Source organism: Pseudogemmobacter sp. W21_MBD1_M6 (genome assembly GCF_052119585.1).
GTDB lineage: Bacteria > Pseudomonadota > Alphaproteobacteria > Rhodobacterales > Rhodobacteraceae > JBGQOJ01.
This window is the reverse complement of record NZ_JBGQOJ010000001.1, coordinates 784,532-802,067: the sequence shown is the minus strand read 5'-3', so window position 1 is coordinate 802,067 and position 17,536 is coordinate 784,532. Positions and strand designations below refer to the sequence as shown.

14 protein-coding genes are annotated in these 17,536 nt (G+C 57.7%); 12 read left to right on the top strand and 2 right to left on the bottom strand.

Translation table 11 applies throughout. The features are described from left to right. Window positions 1–69 precede the first annotated feature (69 nt). Window positions 70–1,359 carry a PP2C family protein-serine/threonine phosphatase gene (locus ACEN2R_RS03805; protein WP_442039331.1) on the top strand — a complete coding sequence of 430 codons (1,290 nt, stop codon included), beginning with the start codon at window positions 70–72 and terminating at the stop codon, window positions 1,357–1,359. Here ACEN2R_RS03805 and ACEN2R_RS03800 read toward each other — a convergent pair. Next, a complete protein-coding gene (locus ACEN2R_RS03800; protein ID WP_442039503.1) occupies window positions 1,348–1,785 on the bottom strand; it encodes an NUDIX domain-containing protein in 438 nt (145 codons plus the stop codon). The two genes, ACEN2R_RS03805 and ACEN2R_RS03800, sit on opposite strands and share 12 nt — an antisense overlap. An 82-nt stretch (window positions 1,786–1,867) precedes the next feature. Between ACEN2R_RS03800 and hslO the strand changes: the two genes are divergently transcribed. From hslO to ACEN2R_RS03755, 9 genes are all read left to right on the top strand, one after another. Next, the gene (gene hslO, locus ACEN2R_RS03795) at window positions 1,868–2,869 is read left to right on the top strand and encodes an Hsp33 family molecular chaperone HslO (protein ID WP_442039329.1); all 1,002 of its coding nucleotides are present in this window, start codon (window positions 1,868–1,870) and stop codon (window positions 2,867–2,869) included. Beyond that, window positions 2,856–3,458, top strand: coding sequence for a CoA pyrophosphatase (locus ACEN2R_RS03790; RefSeq protein WP_442039327.1), 603 nt, complete (start codon window positions 2,856–2,858; stop codon window positions 3,456–3,458). Before hslO ends, ACEN2R_RS03790 begins: the two co-directional genes overlap by 14 nt. Beyond that, entirely contained in the window at window positions 3,455–4,615 is a 1,161-nt protein-coding gene (locus ACEN2R_RS03785) for a CCA tRNA nucleotidyltransferase (RefSeq protein ID WP_442039325.1), read from the top strand. Before ACEN2R_RS03790 ends, ACEN2R_RS03785 begins: the two co-directional genes overlap by 4 nt. Window positions 4,616–4,747: 132 nt before the next feature. Then, window positions 4,748–6,538 carry an autotransporter assembly complex protein TamA gene (locus tag ACEN2R_RS03780; RefSeq protein ID WP_442039323.1) on the top strand — a complete coding sequence of 597 codons (1,791 nt, stop codon included), beginning with the start codon at window positions 4,748–4,750 and terminating at the stop codon, window positions 6,536–6,538. Further along, window positions 6,535–10,293, top strand: a complete 3,759-nt coding sequence (locus ACEN2R_RS03775; RefSeq protein ID WP_442039321.1) for a translocation/assembly module TamB domain-containing protein — start codon at window positions 6,535–6,537, stop codon at window positions 10,291–10,293. The genes ACEN2R_RS03780 and ACEN2R_RS03775 overlap by 4 nt, the downstream gene beginning before the upstream one ends. 78 nt (window positions 10,294–10,371) lie before the next feature. Further along, window positions 10,372–12,216 (top strand): ABC transporter ATP-binding protein, encoded by a 1,845-nt coding sequence (locus ACEN2R_RS03770; RefSeq protein ID WP_442039319.1) that lies wholly within the window; start codon window positions 10,372–10,374, stop codon window positions 12,214–12,216. Beyond that, window positions 12,213–14,048 carry an ABC transporter ATP-binding protein gene (locus ACEN2R_RS03765; protein ID WP_442039317.1) on the top strand — a complete coding sequence of 612 codons (1,836 nt, stop codon included), beginning with the start codon at window positions 12,213–12,215 and terminating at the stop codon, window positions 14,046–14,048. Before ACEN2R_RS03770 ends, ACEN2R_RS03765 begins: the two co-directional genes overlap by 4 nt. Next, on the top strand, window positions 14,045–15,274 hold the full coding sequence (locus tag ACEN2R_RS03760; RefSeq protein WP_442039315.1) for a class I SAM-dependent RNA methyltransferase: 1,230 nt from the start codon (window positions 14,045–14,047) through the stop codon (window positions 15,272–15,274). The genes ACEN2R_RS03765 and ACEN2R_RS03760 overlap by 4 nt, the downstream gene beginning before the upstream one ends. A 113-nt stretch (window positions 15,275–15,387) precedes the next feature. Continuing rightward, complete coding sequence (locus ACEN2R_RS03755) at window positions 15,388–15,882, top strand: L,D-transpeptidase family protein (protein ID WP_442039313.1); 495 nt, start codon at window positions 15,388–15,390, stop codon at window positions 15,880–15,882. Between the two features lie 15 nt (window positions 15,883–15,897). Here the strand turns inward: ACEN2R_RS03755 and ACEN2R_RS03750 are convergent, their stop codons facing one another. Next, window positions 15,898–16,407 carry a CAP domain-containing protein gene (locus ACEN2R_RS03750; RefSeq protein ID WP_442039311.1) on the bottom strand — a complete coding sequence of 170 codons (510 nt, stop codon included), beginning with the start codon at window positions 16,405–16,407 and terminating at the stop codon, window positions 15,898–15,900. Between the two features lie 169 nt (window positions 16,408–16,576). On the opposite strand from ACEN2R_RS03750, the gene ACEN2R_RS03745 reads away from it, so the two are divergent. Then, on the top strand, window positions 16,577–17,188 hold the full coding sequence (locus ACEN2R_RS03745; protein WP_442039309.1) for a L,D-transpeptidase: 612 nt from the start codon (window positions 16,577–16,579) through the stop codon (window positions 17,186–17,188). A gap of 153 nt (window positions 17,189–17,341) precedes the next feature. After that, complete coding sequence (locus tag ACEN2R_RS03740; protein ID WP_442039308.1) at window positions 17,342–17,527, top strand: hypothetical protein; 186 nt, start codon at window positions 17,342–17,344, stop codon at window positions 17,525–17,527. Window positions 17,528–17,536: the final 9 nt, after the last annotated feature.

Below are 17,536 nucleotides of genomic sequence, written 5' to 3'. Positions count from 1 at the left end.
GCGTTCACACTGCGTTAAGGTGGGTCTGGCAAAGCAGGGGATGACAATTCTGTGCATCCCGGATTTTATATGACCGCCAGTCCTGCATATCTTCGCCAAGAGGCATTGCCGCAATCGCCGGGTGGGGGCGGAGCCGTTCAAAATGTTCTGATCGTCGATGACAGCGAGGTGCAGCGAAAGATTCTGGCGTCGTCCCTGTTGCGATGGGGGTATTCCGTCTTCGAGGCGGAAAGTGGCGAGCGTGCGCTGGATCTGTGCGCGGTGACATCCATGGATCTGATTTTCAGTGACTGGATGATGCCGGGAATGTCGGGGCTGGATTTTTGCCGGATATTCAGAACGCTTCATTCTGACCGCTACGGGTATTTCATTCTTCTCTCGTCAAAAAGCGACAAGGGGGAAGTGGCGCAGGGGCTTGATGTTGGTGCCGATGATTTTCTGACGAAACCGGTTCATTCGGCGGAATTGCGGGCGCGCATTGCTGCGGGTGAACGGATCTTGCGGATCGAGAGGGAGCTAACGGAAAAGAACCGCTTGGTCTCGTCGACCCTTGCCAAAATCCAGAGGCTTTACGACTCGCTTGATCGCGACCTGATCGAGGCGCGCAAATTGCAGCAATCACTTGTCCGCGAGAAATTTCGCGACTTTGGCTTGGCGCAGGTTTCTCTTTTCTTACGGCCCTGCGGGCATGTTGGCGGCGATCTTGTCGGATTTTATGATATTTCCCCGTCACGCATCGGCATCTACGGGATTGACGTGTCGGGACATGGAGTTTCGTCTGCTCTTATGACGGCGCGGTTGGCGGGCTATCTGTCGGGGGCGACGCCGGACCAGAATATTGCGCTTTTGAAGACCGACAATGGCTACACCGGCCGCCCTCCGGCCGAGGTGGCGGAGCATTTGAACAGACTCATTTTCGACGAAATGGAAACGGATCACTATTTTACCTTGATCCTTGCAGACATTGATTTGATCACCGGATTGGCGACGATTACGCAGGCAGGACACCCACACCCTGCCGTCCAGCGCGGCACCGGTGAAGTAGAGTTTCACGGGACTGGCGGCCTGCCGATCGGCCTTATCGCTGATGCGACCTACCAACAGTTCGAGGTGCGTCTGATGCCGGGTGACCGTCTGATCCTGGCATCCGACGGGGTGACGGAATGCCCGGACGGCAATGGCAGACTTCTGGACGAGCAAGGCTTCGAGAGCCTTTTGCACCGCAATTCGGAAGTCAGAAAAACCGCCTTTTTCGAGGCGATGATTTGGGATCTGGGCGAACATGCGAACGGGCAGGAATTTCCAGACGATATTTCCGCAGTTTTATTTGAATACTCAGGCGAGGTTTCAGCGGAATAACTGATTCACAAAATGCCGGTCGCCGTCGTTTTCAAGCATGGACGCTGCTTTGCTGCGGTGCGTCCAGATTGGCGTGTGCCCTTTTTCGCGCGGCGGCCCATGGGGCCGGATTGGGCGCGCAAGGTAGATATGGCAAAGCTTTTCAGCCCACATGTCGTAGTCAGGCATAAACGCGAACCGACGAAATGCCCCCAGGCGCCGGGGGCGGGCAATGCTCCAACCGGTCTCTTCGAAAACCTCGCGATGAAGCGCGGCCAAGGGCGATTCGCCAGCGTCTATGCCGCCACCGGGAAGCTGGACCTCGGGAAGAGGTTCCGCTTGAAATGTCAAAAGAACGCTGTCACCCAGAACCAGAACAGCATAGACGCCAGGCCGGTGAATGTAGGTTTGATTTTGGACTTTCGGATCGCCAAAGCGTCTTATCATCTTGGATTTACCTCTTGGACGACAGGTTGCCGCCCCTATATATACACCAGATATGCCAACGCGGAACGCGTAAGGAAACCCCATGACCATTGGTTCGCAAATCGCTTGGGACGATACAGTCCTGCCCTTTCAACTTGACCGCTCGGATATCCGTGGCCGCGTCGCGCGTCTTGATGGCGTGCTTCAGCAGGTGTTGTCCCAGCATAAGTATCCACCAATGATCGAAGCTTTGGTGGCTGAAGCCGTGACGCTGACCGCACTGATCGGGCAGACAATAAAATTGCGCTGGAAATTGTCCATTCAGATAAGGGGCGATGGCCCTGTGCGCCTGATTGCGACCGATTATTATGGCCCAACGGATGACGGCCAGCCGGCGCGTATGCGCGCCTATGCCAGCTATGATGCGGAGCAACTTGATCTGGCGGGCGACGGGTTCGGTCAGATCGGCAAGGGATATTTTGCCATTCTCATTGATCAGGGCGAAGGAATGGTGCCCTATCAAGGGATTACACCCATTGCGGGCGCATCGCTATCGTCCTGTGCCGAGACCTATTTCGCTCAATCAGAGCAACTTCCAACCCGGTTTTCGCTCACGTTTGGTCAGCATCAGCAACCAAAGGGAATTGCCGGATGGCGTGCGGGTGGTGTTATGTTGCAACACATGCCAAAGGCCTCTCCCTTTGCGACGGGCGAGGGCGGATCAGCCGAACAGGGGCTGCTTGATGCGCAGGATCTTTTGCAGGGCGACGAGCATGAGAACTGGAGCCGTGCAAATCTACTGCTTGATACGGTCGAAGAGCTGGAGTTGATCGGGCCGGTCGTGCAGCCGACCGAGCTGTTGGTTCGTTTGTTCCACGAGGAAGCGCCGCGAGTCTACGACCCCCAGTCGGTCGAGTTCGGTTGCACATGTTCGGGGGATCGTGTGCGGGAAAGCCTGTCGATCTATTCGGCGAAAGATATTGCCTACATGACGACGGACGCAGGCATTGTTACTGCCGACTGCCAGTTCTGTAGTGCACACTACGAATTTGACCCCAAGACACTGGGGTTCGAGGCTGAGGACGCGGTGGGTGAAAAAGGCTGATCCCTTTCACGAAATCATAGCGGCGTTGGGTAAAACCAGCGCCGCCTCTTCGGATTTCGACCTTAATCCCCAGATTATTTTGCCCGAAGGCCGTGTATTAAGGCAGGCTGCCGTGCTCGTTCCCCTTATTGAAACGCGACACGGTGTGCAGATTATTCTGACGAAGCGATCGTCGGCCCTGAAACACCACCCCGGACAGATTGCGTTTCCTGGCGGAAAGGTCGATGCGATCGACGCCAGTATCGAGGCAGCAGCGCTGCGCGAGGCGCGTGAAGAAATCGGGCTTCCAGAGGATCACGTCGAGATACTGGGGCGATTGCCGGATCACGAGACGGTCACAGGTTTTACAATGACACCCATTTTGGGCTGGGTTAGAGCCGAATTCAGAGGTGCGCCAGAACCCGGAGAGGTTGACGAGATTTTTCAGGTTCCGCTGGCGCATCTCGTCAATCCCGACAACTTTGTCATTCAGGCGCGGTGGTGGCGCGGCAGCTTGCGGCGCTATTATACGGTGCCTTATGGCCCCTATTATATCTGGGGTGCGACTGCGGGTATTCTGCGCGGGTTGGCGGAACGGGTAGGTAAATGAGGAAAGTCGACGGATCCTGGCTTAGTGCGAGGGCAACACAAGCCGTGTTCAAGATGCTGACAGAGTCAGGATACAAGGCCTATGCCGTAGGTGGATGCGTGCGAAATGACCTGATAGGCGTGCCGGTTGATGACGTCGATATCGCAACAGATGCTTTGCCGGATGTCGTCACTAAACTGGCAGAAAATGCTGGTTTTCGGGCTGTTCCGACCGGCATTGACCATGGAACTGTGACGGTAGTTTCATCCGGCATACCGCACGAGATTACGACGTTTCGCAAAGATGTGGACACAGATGGCCGACATGCCATCGTGGCATTCTCTGACACTATCGAAGAGGACGCACACCGCCGCGACTTTACGATGAACGCCATGTATTGCGATGCGGATGGCGGGGTCATGGACCCATTGGGTGGATATCCCGATTTGCTTGCCCGGCGGGTGCGGTTTATCGACGACCCCGAAGCGCGAATAAAGGAGGATTACCTTCGTATTCTGCGGTTTTTCAGGTTTCATGCCCTTTATGGCAACCCCGATGCCGGTCTTGATCGGGACGGTTTGGCGGCCTGTGCAATGTATTGCGGTGAAATAGTGACGCTTTCGAAGGAGCGCGTCGGTTCGGAGATGCGAAAGCTTCTGTCTGCGCGCGACCCCGCGCCAAGCGTTGCCGCGATGCAGCATGCAGGCGTGCTTGGACAGGTATTACCGGGTGCAAGCGCAAGGTATCTGCCAATGCTGGTTTTTGCGGAAAATCAGGCAGGTATCGGTCCGGACCCTATCCGGCGGCTCGCCATTCTGGGCGGTGATGATGTTGAAAATGGACTTCGCCTGAGCCGGGCTGAAATGCGCGATCTGACCCTTTTGACCGAGTCGATCGGATCCGGCCGGCAAGCATCAGAACTGGGATACCGCATTGGCTTTGATGCCGCTGCAAGTGTTTTGGTTTTGCGCGCGGCGATGTTCGGGCGGAATGTCGAACCAGCAGACCTTGAATCAGCCAGATACGGGGCGCAGGCCGTTTGTCCGGTCAGTGCGGCGCATCTTATGCCTGAATTTCAAGGGCCGGAACTGGGTCGCAAGCTTAGGGAAATCGAACAGATCTGGATCGCTTCGAAATTTTCCATGACGCTGGATCAGCTTATTCACAAACAGACATGAATGCCTGTTGGCAAGGCCCCGCTTACACTAACATGTGAGGAATACTATTCGGATTAGGGTTTGGAACCTTGGGCCGAGTTCTGCATTAATGGCCAGCGAAGAGGGAATGCTGTGCAATTTAATTCAATTAGAATGCTTGTTGTGACTGCGGCCCTGTGCGGTTCCGTCTTTGCCCCGTTTTCGCGGGCGATGGCGCTGGAAGCTGTCGATATTTCTGTCAGTGACAATAACGAGGAACTTGCCGCGAAATTAAGAACTGCCTCACTTACGCTATCTGCGCAGCAGCAGGGCCAAAGCGAGTCTCAGGATCTGGTCGCCGCAGCGCTTGCCGACTATCGAAAGCTATTGGGAACGCTTTACGAGAACGGCTATTATAGCGGTGTTATTTCCATAAAAATCGACGGAGCAGAGGCCGCGGATATCTCACCCTTTGGTGCGCCTGCGACTATCCGCACCATCAAGATCAGCGTCACAGCAGGGCCACTGTTCAAATTCTCGAAGACGGAAATTTTGCCGCTTGTCCCCCAAACCGAATTGCCCGCTGATTTCAAGATCGGTGAACCTGCGCGGTCGCCGGTGATACAGTCTGCGGTCACTGCGGCGATTGAGGGGTGGCGGGGTGACGGATATGCAAAGGCGGTTCCGGGCACACAGGCCATTACAGCAGACCATCGCGCGGCGACCCTTGCGGCGCGCATCGGCATTATCACGGGACCGCGTGTTAAATTCGGCGATCTGAAACTGCCCGGCGAAACGGCCGTCCGGCCAGAGCGGATCAGGCAAATCGCGGGCCTGCCCACGGGAGAGGTGTTTTCCCCGGAAGAGCTGAAGAAATCTGCTGACCGGCTGCGACGGACGGGTGCGTTCCGGTCTGTTGCCTTGACCGAGGCGGACGTCGTTCGGGACGGGGATACGCTGGACATCAATGCGGCGATCTCGGAACAAAAGCCAAGGCGGTTTGGTTTTGGCGCCGAGGTTTCCACGCTTGACGGGGTTGCGTTGTCGGGGTTCTGGATGCACCGCAACCTGCTTGGCGGGGCAGAGAACCTTCGGATAGACGCCGCGGTAAGCGGCATAAACGGCGGCACGGGCGGTATCGACTACGATCTTGCGGCGCGTTTCGGGCGGCCCGCGACCTTTGGCGCGGACACGACGCTGTACATTTTGGCCCAGATTGAGGTTCTTGACGAACCCGACTACTCATCTCGGCAGATCACGCTGGGCGTTGGCGCGACGCGGATCATTTCCGACACACTACAGGCCGAGGCGGGACTCGGGTCTCGTTATGCTCAGATCGACGATCCCTTCGGCAGTCGTGATCTAACGCTGCTGACATTGCCCCTTGGCGTCACATTCGATCGGCGCAACGATACGCTGAACCCGACGGAGGGCACTTATATCAAGGCGGACCTTACCCCGTTTGCAGGCATCAACGGCTCTGCCTCGGGGGCGCGGTTGTATGTCGATAGCCGCGCCTACAAGGGGTTCGGGGAAAAAGACCGGTTTGTTCTGGCCGGGCGGCTTCAGTTCGGATCGCTTTATGGCCCCGCCATCATTGATGCGGCACCAGATTATCTGTTCTATTCCGGTGGCGGCGGAACGGTGCGTGGTCAACCCTACCAATCGCTGGATATCGACCTTGGCGGCGGACGCACATTGGGGGGTCGGTCATTTATCGGAACATCGTTCGAAGTGCGCGCCGGAATCAATGATGCCTACGGGGTCGTTGGGTTTGCCGATGCGGGCTACGTCGGCGCGAATTCCACGCCGGATAACACCGGCGGCTGGCACAGCGGCGCAGGTCTTGGTTTGCGTTACAATACGGGAATAGGCCCTATCCGGTTCGACGTTGCGACGCCAACCAGCGGCTCGAATGCCGGAAAAGAAGTGCAAATCTATGTCGGGATAGGTCAGTCGTTTTGAGACATCTTTTTGCGTTGATCTTTTATCTGTTTTTGCCCGCTGTTGCCTTTGCACAGTCAGGAAACGCTGATCGTGATTTCCTGACGGCCCTGATCGAGGATAACCTTTCAGGGGCCGGCCGCGACGTGCGGATCGTCGGGTTTTCGGGCGCGTTAAGTTCCCGCGCCATGTTGGACGAGATGACAATCGCAGACGCTGACGGCGTGTGGTTGACGATGCGCGGGGTGGTGCTGGACTGGAGCAGGTCCGCGCTTTTGTCGGGGCGCATCGAGGTGCGCGAGCTGACGGCCGATGAAATCATAATTCCCCGCCTTCCAAATTCCGGCCAATCCGCACCCTCGCCCGAAGCCACGGTTTTCAGCCTGCCGGAACTGCCGGTTTCGGTGAACATCGAAAAACTACAAGTGGCACGCGTGGTTTTGGGTGAGGCCCTGTTCGGGCAGGCCGCCGAGGTCTCTTTATCCGGTGCCGTCAATCTTGCCGGCGGGGCGGGGCGGGCCGATATTTCGGTCACGCGGATAGACGGATCGCGCGGGGTGTTGACCCTGGCTGCGGGGTACCAGAACGAAACAAAGCATTTGGATTTGAATATGCAACTGTCAGAGGGCGCTGACGGGATCGTCGCAAACCTGATTGATCTTCCGGGGCGGCCCGAAATTGATTTGTCTGTGACGGGCGCGGCGCCGCTTTCGGATTTCACTGCCGACGTGCAGCTTTCGACCGACGGCCAGAAGCGGTTGGCGGGGACCGTGTCATTTGCCGCGCGCCCCGTCGACGGCGAAACCGAAGGCGAGGTCTTGCAGGTTTTTAGTGCGGATATCGGTGGTGATATCGCGCCTGTGTTCGCCCCCGTCTATCGGCCGTTCTTTGGTCCTGAAATTCGTCTGGTCGCCGCCGGACAGCGTGACGCGTCCGGGCGGTTGCAGTTGGATAAGCTGCGTCTTACGGCGCAGGCCATTGATCTGGAGGGAAAACTGGCCTTGGGCCCCGATGGCTGGCCAGAGTCCCTTTCGTTGACGGGCCGGATCGAAAGCGCGGACAAACAGCCGGTGATCCTGCCGCTCAGCGGGCCCAAAACCAGCATCGGAACCGCGGATTTGTCCGTCGCCTATGACATTGCCAAAAGTGATGGTTGGACGGGTCTTGTGATGCTGGAACGGTTGCGGCGCGATGGAGTTGCGCTTGGCTCTGCGCAATTGGTTGGCGGGGGGCGCATCATGCGGGGCGAAGGCACTGCGGTGGGGCGTGTCACTGCGGATTTTGACTTTGTCGCCGACGGTATTGACCTCGACAACAAGGACCTGATGCAGGCGCTGGGCGAAAACATCACCGGGGCGGCCTCTGTCAGGTGGGCGGAAAAGCAACCGGTAGAAATTTCTGACCTTCGGATCAATGGTGACGACTATGCCTTGACCGCGAATGTCATGGTTCAGGGTCTGTCTGACGGGTTTCAAACCAATGGTGACGCACGTGTCACCGCCAGGGATCTGGGGCGTTTTTCCGGATTGGCGGGACGCCCCTTAAGGGGTGGTGCGACGGTCGATCTCGCCGGACAAGGCGCGCCGCTTGGCGGGTCTTTCGATCTTTCGGTCGATGTTATGGGGCAGGATCTTGGAATTGGGCAAGCCGAAGTTGACCGACTGTTGGCGGGGCGGGCAAAACTGTCGGCAAAGGCCCGCCGCGACGAAACGGGCACATATCTTGAAACGCTGAAAGTAGAGGCCACAGCGCTGACCGCGACGGCAAGTGGCACCTTGCGAACCGGCAGTAGCGATCTTGTGTTCAAGGCCGCGCTGGCCGATGTTGGGGTGGTGACCGACGCGTTTGATGGCGAAGTCACGCTGGACGGGACAGCCGCGCAATCGGGGCAGGCCTGGACGGTGAAAACGGCCATGACCGCGCCCGGAAATGCCAGCGCAGATTTGGACGCAACCCTTACAACGGGAACCGAAGGGGTCGTCGTTTCGGGTGATCTTGACGCGGTCATCGCCAATATCGCACCCTATTCCGGCCTGGCAAAGCGCAAGCTGGGTGGTGCGGCCAAGCTGAAGCTGACGGGCGGCGGAGGGATTGCGGATCAGTCATTCAATGTCGATGCCGCCTTGACGGGACAGAACCTGTCGGTCGGGCAGGCGGATGTTGATCAGCTTTTGCGTGGCAATAGCACCCTGTCTTTGGTTGCGTCGGGCAAGGGCGGTGCGTTCAAGATCGCTGAATTCGATGTCAAAACGCCGGAAATCACCGCCAGTGCCAACGGGACCGGCGCGGCGGATGCCAGTGATATCCGGTTCGAGGCGCGCCTGAGGGATATTGGGCTGTTTACCCCCGATTTCAGTGGCCCGCTTGCCGCACAAGGCAGCATCGGTCAGCAATCAGGGCGGTGGACTGTCGATACATCCGCCGAAGGGCCGGGGGGAACAACGGCGCGCGTGTCCGGCAGTCTTGCCAATGATATGAGACAGGCAAATCTGGATATTGCAGGGCAGGCGCCACTGGCGCTGGCCAACCGTTTTATCCGCCCGCGAACGATGGACGGCATTGCGCGGTTTGACCTTTCGGTGAACGGGCCGCTGGCCTTGTCATCGGTATCCGGCACGGTGGCGACAAATGGCGGGCGCCTTTCCGCGCCGACGCTTCGAATGGCGCTGACGGATGTGAATGCGCAGATCGCACTGACCGGCGGCGGGGCGGCGATCTCGCTTACATCGCCGGTTGATACGGGCGGGCAGATTACCGTTAGCGGGCCAATGGCGCTCTCCGCGCCGTTCAACGCCGATCTGGCAATTGTATTGGGTGGCGTTGGTTTGATTGATCCCGCGCTTTACAAAACGACTGTGGACGGGCGCGTCACGGTCGTCGGCCCCCTGACCGGCGGCGCAAAGATTTCCGGCGCGCTGAATCTTGGTCAGGTTGATATTCAGATTCCGTCGACCGGTTTCGGAGTCGGCGCCGAAGTCCCCGAGATCACGCATAAGGGCGAAAGCGCAGCAAGCAAGCAGACAAGATCGCGCGCGGGACTGGATGGTCAGTCCGGCAAAACGCGGGACGAGGCCGGTGTGGCCTTTCCTGTCGATCTTTTGATCCGCGCGCCAAGCAGGATTTTCATTCGCGGGCGCGGGCTTGACGCAGAGCTTGGCGGGCGGCTTCGCCTTGTCGGAACAACGGCGGCGCTTGTTCCGCAGGGTCGGTTTGACCTGATCCGCGGGCGGCTTGATATTCTGGGCAAGCGCTTGGTGCTGTCCGAAGGATATGCACAGCTTTTGGGGCAGTTTTCACCTTATCTTCGGCTTGTTGCCGAAACGGACAGCGGCGATGTCACCGTCCGGATCGTGATCGAGGGCACCGCCGACGCGCCCGATATTTCTTTCCTGTCCTCCCCGGAACTACCGCAAGACGAAGTCCTTGCGCGGCTTTTGTTTGGTCGCGGCCTAAGCCAAATTTCACCACTTCAGGCGGCACAACTGGCCGCTGCCGTTGGAACCCTGGCGGGTAAGGGCGGGGTCGGCATCATTGGCAAGTTGCGTGAAGGGTTCGGTTTGGACGACTTTGATGTCACCACCGACGAGGCCGGAAATGTCGGGTTGCGCGCCGGTAAATATCTGACGGAAAAGATCTATACAGATGTCACCGTTGGTGCGGATGGAACAAGCGAGATTAACCTCAATCTGACTGTCACACCCAGCGTAACGGCAAAGGGCATGCTAGGGTCAGATGGGAATTCCGGGTTGGGGGTCTTTTTTGAAAAAGACTACTAGCCGGGAATTCATTCTGTCGTTTTCCCTTGGCGCCTAAAGCGCTATATCCTGAAACAGACGTCGTAAAGGTTTTGGCCTGTGTTTCGCTTTTTCGAACAACTCGTAGACCCCTATACTCCGTATGAGGAAACAGACGCGCCGCCGCGGCGTCTGTGGCCATTTCTGCGCGACTACTCCCGCCCGTTCAAAACAGTCTTTATCTATGCGGCAATCTCGTCCGTTGCCGTGGCGACTGTAGAAATCTGGTTGATTTTCTACATGGGCCGCATGGTGGATATTCTGAACGGCAATACACCGCAGTTCGTCCAGGCAACCTACGGGTCCGAATTTCTATGGGTCGCGGCGTTCATCCTTTTGGTCCGTCCGGCATTGCAGGGCCTGAACGTTGCATTGCTGAACAATACGATCCTGCCCAATTTCGGAACCTTGATCCGGTGGCGGGCGCACCGCCAGGTTCTGCGCCAGTCGGTTGGCTGGTTCGAGAACGACTTCGCCGGACGCATCGCAAACCGCATCATGCAGACACCCCCTGCGGCGGGCGAGGCGGTGTTTCAGGTCTTTGACGCAATCACCTTTGCCTTGGCGTATTTCATCGGCGCGGCAATCGTTCTATCCGAGGCAGATTTGCGGCTGGCGATCCCGTTGTTGTGTTGGTTCGTCCTTTACGGGCTTTTGGTGCGGTGGACGATGCGACGCGTCGGGCCTGCCTCCAAGGCGGCATCCGATGCCCGCAGTCAGGTGACGGGGCGCGTTGTGGACAGCTACACCAATATCCATTCCGTCAAGCTGTTCGCGCACCACGATACCGAAATCGAATACGCAAAAGAGGCGATTGAAAACGCCCGCACGACCTTTGCCAAGGAAATGCGCATTTTCACCATCATGGACGTGACCCTTGTGGCGCTGAACGGGTTCCTGATTGTGTCGGTCGTTGGCTGGGCGCTGGGCCTTTGGATAGGGGGAAGCGCGACGGTGGGTGTGGTTGCATCGGCGACGGCGCTGACCCTCAGGCTGAACGCAATGACTGGTTGGATCATGTGGGCGTTGTCGTCATTCTTTCGGTCGCTTGGGGTTGTTGCCGAAGGGATGGAGACGATTGCGCAGCCTGTTTCCCTTGTTGATCGGGCCCGCGCAAAGCCGCTTGTGCTGACGAATGGCAGGCTGGAGATCAAGAACCTGTCGCATCATTACGGGCGCGGTTCGGGCGGCTTGGATCAAATCAGCCTGACCATCGCGGCAGGGGAAAAGGTTGGTCTTGTTGGTCGTTCGGGGGCTGGCAAGACGACGCTCGTTAAGCTTTTGCTGCGGTTCTACGATGCCGAATCCGGAACGATCCGAATTGATGGTCAGGATATCCGCGATGTGACGCAGGACAGTTTGCGGTCTGTGATCGGGATGGTGCAGCAAGACAGTTCGCTGTTGCATCGGTCTGTTCGGGATAACATCCTTTATGGGCGGCCCGACGCCACCGAGGATGAAATGACCGAGGCGGCAAAACGCGCCGAAGCACATGATTTTATTCAGGAACTGACCGACCCAGAAGGGCGGCAGGGCTATGATGCGCGGGTGGGAGAGCGTGGCGTGAAGCTGTCTGGCGGGCAAAGACAACGTGTCGCGCTGGCCCGTGTTATTCTGAAGGACGCGCCGATCCTGCTGCTGGACGAGGCGACCAGTGCGCTGGACAGCGAAGTCGAGGCGGCGATTCAGGATACGCTTTATGGTATGATGGAGGGCAAGACGGTGATCGCGATTGCGCACCGGCTATCAACCATCGCCGCGATGGACAGGATTCTGGTGCTGGATGCAGGCCGCATTGTCGAAGAGGGTAGCCACGCCGCACTTCTGGAACAGGGTGGGCTTTATTCCCGTTTCTGGTTGCGCCAATCGGGCGGGTTTATCGATATAAGCGAGGCCGCGGAATGAGTTGGTACGATGACATGATCGAACCCTTCCGCAAGGCAGAGGGGCCGCCGCCCGATCGACTTGGGGCGTTCTTCAGGTGGTGCCTGTCCGGCGCGTGGCCAGCCATGTGGTTTGCGGCGTTCTTTTCCGCGTTGGCCGGCACGATTGATGTGCTGTCAGCGCTTTTGTTGGGTCAGGTGATAGACAGCGTTCTGGCAAGCCCGCCCGCGCAGGTTTTTTCCGACAACTGGCGGTTTCTTTTTGGCTTTGCGCTGTTCTATCTGATCGTCAGGCCGGTGGTGTTCGGCATTTCGTCCGCCAGCAGTTCGATCACGGTTATGCCCAATGTTCTGCCCTTGGTGCTGTCGCGGTTGCACCGTTGGACAATGGGGCAGGCCGTTACGTTTTTCGACAATGATTTTGCAGGACGCATCGCGCAAAAGCAGATGCAGACCGCGCGGTCGGTCACCGACGTTGCGTTCGAATCAATCAATGTCGTGGCCTTTGCGCTGGCGTCGCTTGTTGGTTCCGCCCTGTTTCTGATGGCGATAGACGGGTGGGTCGCGCTGGCGCTTGTGGTTTGGCTGGTTGCCTATTTCGCCCTGATCCGTTGGTTTCTACCGCGCATCCGTGGCAGATCGGCGGCGCGTGCATCCGCGCGTGCGATGGTAACAGGGCAGGTTGTTGACACGATCACCAATATAAAAACGGTCAAATTGTTCGCTCATGCGGATTATGAGGATCGCGCGGCGCTGTCCGCGATGGCGGGCTTCCGTGAAAGGGCGCTTGATTTCGGCCGTGTCTCTGCCAGCTTCCGGTTTGCCTTGATGACGCTGGCTGGTGTTTTGCCGGTCTTGTTGGTTGGCGGGGCGATTTTGCTTTGGAGCAAGGGGGCCGCCACAGCCGGTGACATTGCGGCGTCCGGCGCGATTGCGATGCGGATTTCGCAAATGACCGGCTGGGTTTCAATGGCGCTTATGGGCATCTGGGGGTCCGTCGGAGAGGTCGAGGACGGAATGCACACGCTGACGCCGGCCCATACGCTGACGGACAGCGCCGATGCGATCACGATGGACCACGCCCGCGGCGAGGTGACGTTCGACGTGATCAGTTTTGCCTACGGACGACAGGCAGGCGGTCTGGAAGACGTTTCGATCTGCATCGAGGCGGGTGAAAAGCTGGGCATTGTCGGCGCTTCTGGTGCTGGGAAATCCACCTTGGTGGCGCTGCTTTTACGGCTCTATGACACCGAAAAGGGCCGAATTCTGATAGATGGAACAGATGTTCGCCAGATCACGCAGGAAAGCCTGAGACGGCAGATTGCAATGGTCACGCAAGAGACGGCGATGTTCAATCGTTCTGCACGCGACAACATCATCTATGGCAAGCCGGACGCGACCCAGGATGAAGTGATCGAGGCGGCGAAGCGTGCCGAGGCGCATGATTTCATTCTGGGGCTGGAAGATTATAAAGGGCGCACCGGCTATGACGCCCATCTGGGCGAGCGCGGGGTGAAATTGTCCGGCGGACAACGCCAGAGAATAGCTCTGGCCCGCGCGTTCCTGAAAGATGCGCCGATCCTTGTTCTGGACGAGGCGACAAGCGCGTTGGACAGCGAGGTAGAAGCGGCCATTCAAACAGCGCTTGTGCGCGTCATGCAGGGCAAGACGGTTTTGGCCATCGCGCACCGTCTGTCCACCATCGCGACGATGGATCGGATCATTGTCATGGAGCAGGGTCGTGTTGTAGAGCAGGGCACGCATGATGACCTTCTTGCGCGTGGCGGGCTTTATGAACGCTACTGGAACCGTCAGTCGGGCGGATTTATCGGAACAGCAGAGGCCGCCGAATGAAACTTACAATCGAACGGTTGGGGCACTTAGGTGATGGAATTGCCGAAGGCCCGATTTTTGTCCCGATGACATTGCCCGGCGAAGTGGTCGAGGGCGACATCGAGGGTGACCAGATGCTTAGTCCCCGCATCCTAACGCCCTCACCGGACCGCGTTCGCGCGCCATGCCCCCATTTCAAGGCCTGCGGCGGGTGTCTGATGCAGCATACCTCTGACGGGTTTGTGGCGGTCTGGAAACAGGACATCGTGCGAACAGCGCTGAAAGCGCAGGGAATAGAGACTGTTTTCAGAGAGATCCAAACCTCGCCGCCCCAATCCCGCCGTCGCGCAAGCCTGTCCGGAACACGCACCAAAAAAGGCGCGACTGTTGGCTTTCATGGCCGTGCTTCGGGCACGATTGTACCGATCCCGGCGTGCAAATTGCTGCATCCTGATCTTATGGCGGCCATTCCCGCGCTGGAACAGCTGACGGTGACCGGTGGCTCTCGCAAGGGAGAGATTTCCTTTTCTGTCACACGCTCTGCCGAGGGGCTTGATGTTCTGGCAACTGCCGGAAAACCGCTGGACGGCTCCTTGCGGATAGAGCTTGCCGCCATGGCCGAACGTTTCGGGCTTGCGCGGCTTGAGTGGGACGGGGAACTGGTGGCCCAGCATATGCCGCCGGCGCAGCGGTTTGGAAAAGCGTCTGTTGTGCCGCCGCCCGGTGCCTTTCTTCAGGCCACTGAGCAGGGGGAGGCCGCATTGTTGGCGGCGGTTGTCGAAATCGTTGGTGACGCCCGTCGGGTTGCCGACCTGTTCGCGGGATGTGGAACATTCGCGCTGCCCCTTGCCGCCAAGGCCGAGGTTCTGGCAATCGAGAGCGAGGCGCCGATGGTTGCCGCGCTTGATCATGGTTGGCGCATGGCGAGCGGGTTGAAGCGGGTCATGACCGAAACCCGCGACCTGTTCCGCCGCCCACTTTACCCAGACGAGTTGAAGCGGTTCGATGCCGTTGTGATCGACCCGCCGCGTGCGGGGGCCGAGGCGCAGATCGAACAGCTTGCCCGATCATCGGTGCCGGTTATTGCGGCTGTGTCCTGCAATCCTGTGACCTTTGGGCGGGACGCCAGAATTCTGCTGGACGCCGGTTATGCGTTGAACTGGGTGCAGGTTGTCGATCAGTTCCGCTGGTCGTCGCATGTCGAACTGGTCGCATCGTTCAGCAAAGATCAGCGCGCCAACCGGTAGCCTGCCCCAAGATCAAAGATCGGGCCAGGCTACCCATGCGCCGAAAACATCTATGAAAAACCTATATTTTCGGATAAGAAAAATAAAAAACAAACGTAAGAGGCGGCAGTTAAATGAGAGCGGTTAAGGCATGTTGCGTCGTGGTGCTGTTTTTGGCCCTGTCGGCGTGTTCCTCTAAATTCAAAAGCTATGACGGTCCGGAAGTGACGCGTCTGTATGTGATGAAATCCGATCGTAAGCTGCACTTGATGCATCACGATAAGGTTTTGAAAACATACAAAATTAATCTTGGATTTGCCCCTGTGGGGGACAAAAAGATCGAGGCAGACGGGAAAACGCCAGAGGGCATTTATTACGTCAACCGTCGCAACCCGGACAGCGCGTTTCACCTGTCGCTGGGTATTTCCTATCCAAACGACGTGGATCGCGCCGAGGCTGCATTGCTGGGCAAAACCCCTGGTGGTGACATTTTTATCCATGGCGACCAGCCGCGCGGTGCCAAGAAGCGGCGCGATTGGACAGCGGGATGTATCGCTGTCACCGACAAGCAGATGGAAGACATCTATGCGATGGTTCGTGACGGAACGGCGATTGTTCTTCTTCCGTAAATGGCCGGGCGGGGATCACCCGCCCAGAATGACCGTCCACCAGATTTTTCCGTTGGACTCTTGATACCAGGCAACCCCGAGATCACGCGCGGCAGGCGCAAGGATCACGTCGCGCGTGTCTTTCAGTTCCATCCAGGCGGCCAGCGTCTCTAGCTCTGTCTCATAGGTCTCAGATATGTTTTCGCCGATGTTGCTGCCGGAATAGCCGGCCCGACGCACGCGATCCAATGGCGAAGACCCGTCGGACCCGAAATGCCACGGGCGGTTCTGGACCGACATATCCCGAGAGTGGGTCGCAGCCGCCGCGTTCAACTGCGCGTTCAGTGTGACCTGCGATACACCGGCGGCCTGTCGCAACGCATTGACCGAATCAAGCATCCTGAATTGGATCTTGTCGGCATCCCGCGCCGCAATTTTGTAGACCTGAGGCAACGGTTTGCCATCCGATCCAAGCCGTGGCGCGCTTGATTCGCAGGCAGATAAGGCAAAAATCAGTGCAAAGAGAAGAATAGACAGACGCGCCATTTGCAATCACCCATGTTTCAAAAACAGATCCACCTCTATATCGTTGTGACGAAGTGTTCAAACCCACATATAGACCAACCGGCGGACCTATGCTGGTTTGAATTGCGAGTGAGACATTGAAGACATAATATGCGGTAGATTTATGCGTCGTTTGAATTGGAGTTCATACATGAGTGGTGGTTCATCGAAGCACTTGAATCGTCGGGCCTTTCTTGGAACGACGGCAACCGCGATTGGCGCTGCAGCGCTTGGCGGCTCTGCTGTTCCCGCTTACGCTGTCACGGATGCGGAAATCGAGGGGGATATTTCGACCGTTATCCGGCGCAACATTTCCAGCTTCCGCTCGTTGGAATGGCGGCCGTATTTCGATACGTTGTCCAAGGGCGCAGTTCTTGTCGATACAACGTCCCGAGCGTTGCATTACTGGTCGGAAGACCAATCCGTTTACAAGCTTTTCCCGACAAGTGTTCCCCTGTCAGAGGAAATGACGCGGCGCGGTCGCACGTCGGTTGTCCGCAAAATCGAAGGGCCGGAGTGGCGCCCCACACCGTCGATGAAGAAAAGAAACCCTGAGTGGCCCGATTTTGTTCCCGCAGGTCCAGATAACCCGCTTGGCACCCATGCCTTGTACCTGTCCTGGACATATTACCGCATTCACGGAACGCATGACACGCGCAAGATCGGCCGCAGGTCATCGAACGGGTGTATCGGTCTGTATAACGAGCACATTGCCGAGCTTTTCGCGCTTACCAAAGTGGGCACTCAAGTGTTGCTAATTTGACGACATTCGGCCCGAGCGGTGCGCCGGAACCTCAAGTTGCATTTGCATTTGCTTAAATTTGCTGGTTAGACATTAATACGAGGTACAGTCTTGGGCGCTTTGCGTAGTCCTCACATAATTAAACGACGCTTAGCAATATCTGGAGGTTTTAATATGAAGAAACTTGCACTCGCAGCCGTTCTTTCGGCAGCCGCAACAAACGCTTTTGCTGGTAACATGGCTGAGCCAGTGATGGAGCCAGTTGTAGTTGTCGAAGAAACTTCTTCGTCTTCTGCTGGTGGCCTGCTCGTTCCACTGATGCTGGTTCTGGCAATCGCTGCTGTTGCTGCTTCTAACTAAGCACAGCGC

Excerpts from the sequence above, each read along its gene's own strand:
- ACEN2R_RS03805 (WP_442039331.1), top strand. The coding sequence starts at position 70 with ATGACCGCCAGTCCTGCATATCTTCGCCAAGAGGCATTGCCGCAATCG.
- hslO (WP_442039329.1), top strand. The coding sequence starts at position 1,868 with ATGACCATTGGTTCGCAAATCGCTTGGGACGATACAGTCCTGCCCTTT.
- ACEN2R_RS03745 (WP_442039309.1), top strand. The coding sequence starts at position 16,577 with ATGAGTGGTGGTTCATCGAAGCACTTGAATCGTCGGGCCTTTCTTGGA.
- ACEN2R_RS03755 (WP_442039313.1), top strand. The coding sequence starts at position 15,388 with ATGAGAGCGGTTAAGGCATGTTGCGTCGTGGTGCTGTTTTTGGCCCTG.
- ACEN2R_RS03740 (WP_442039308.1), top strand. The coding sequence starts at position 17,342 with ATGAAGAAACTTGCACTCGCAGCCGTTCTTTCGGCAGCCGCAACAAAC.
- ACEN2R_RS03785 (WP_442039325.1), top strand. The coding sequence starts at position 3,455 with ATGAGGAAAGTCGACGGATCCTGGCTTAGTGCGAGGGCAACACAAGCC.
- ACEN2R_RS03750 (WP_442039311.1), bottom strand. The coding sequence starts at position 16,407 with ATGGCGCGTCTGTCTATTCTTCTCTTTGCACTGATTTTTGCCTTATCT.
- ACEN2R_RS03760 (WP_442039315.1), top strand. The coding sequence starts at position 14,045 with ATGAAACTTACAATCGAACGGTTGGGGCACTTAGGTGATGGAATTGCC.
- ACEN2R_RS03780 (WP_442039323.1), top strand. The coding sequence starts at position 4,748 with ATGCTTGTTGTGACTGCGGCCCTGTGCGGTTCCGTCTTTGCCCCGTTT.
- ACEN2R_RS03765 (WP_442039317.1), top strand. The coding sequence starts at position 12,213 with ATGAGTTGGTACGATGACATGATCGAACCCTTCCGCAAGGCAGAGGGG.
- ACEN2R_RS03800 (WP_442039503.1), bottom strand. The coding sequence starts at position 1,785 with ATGATAAGACGCTTTGGCGATCCGAAAGTCCAAAATCAAACCTACATT.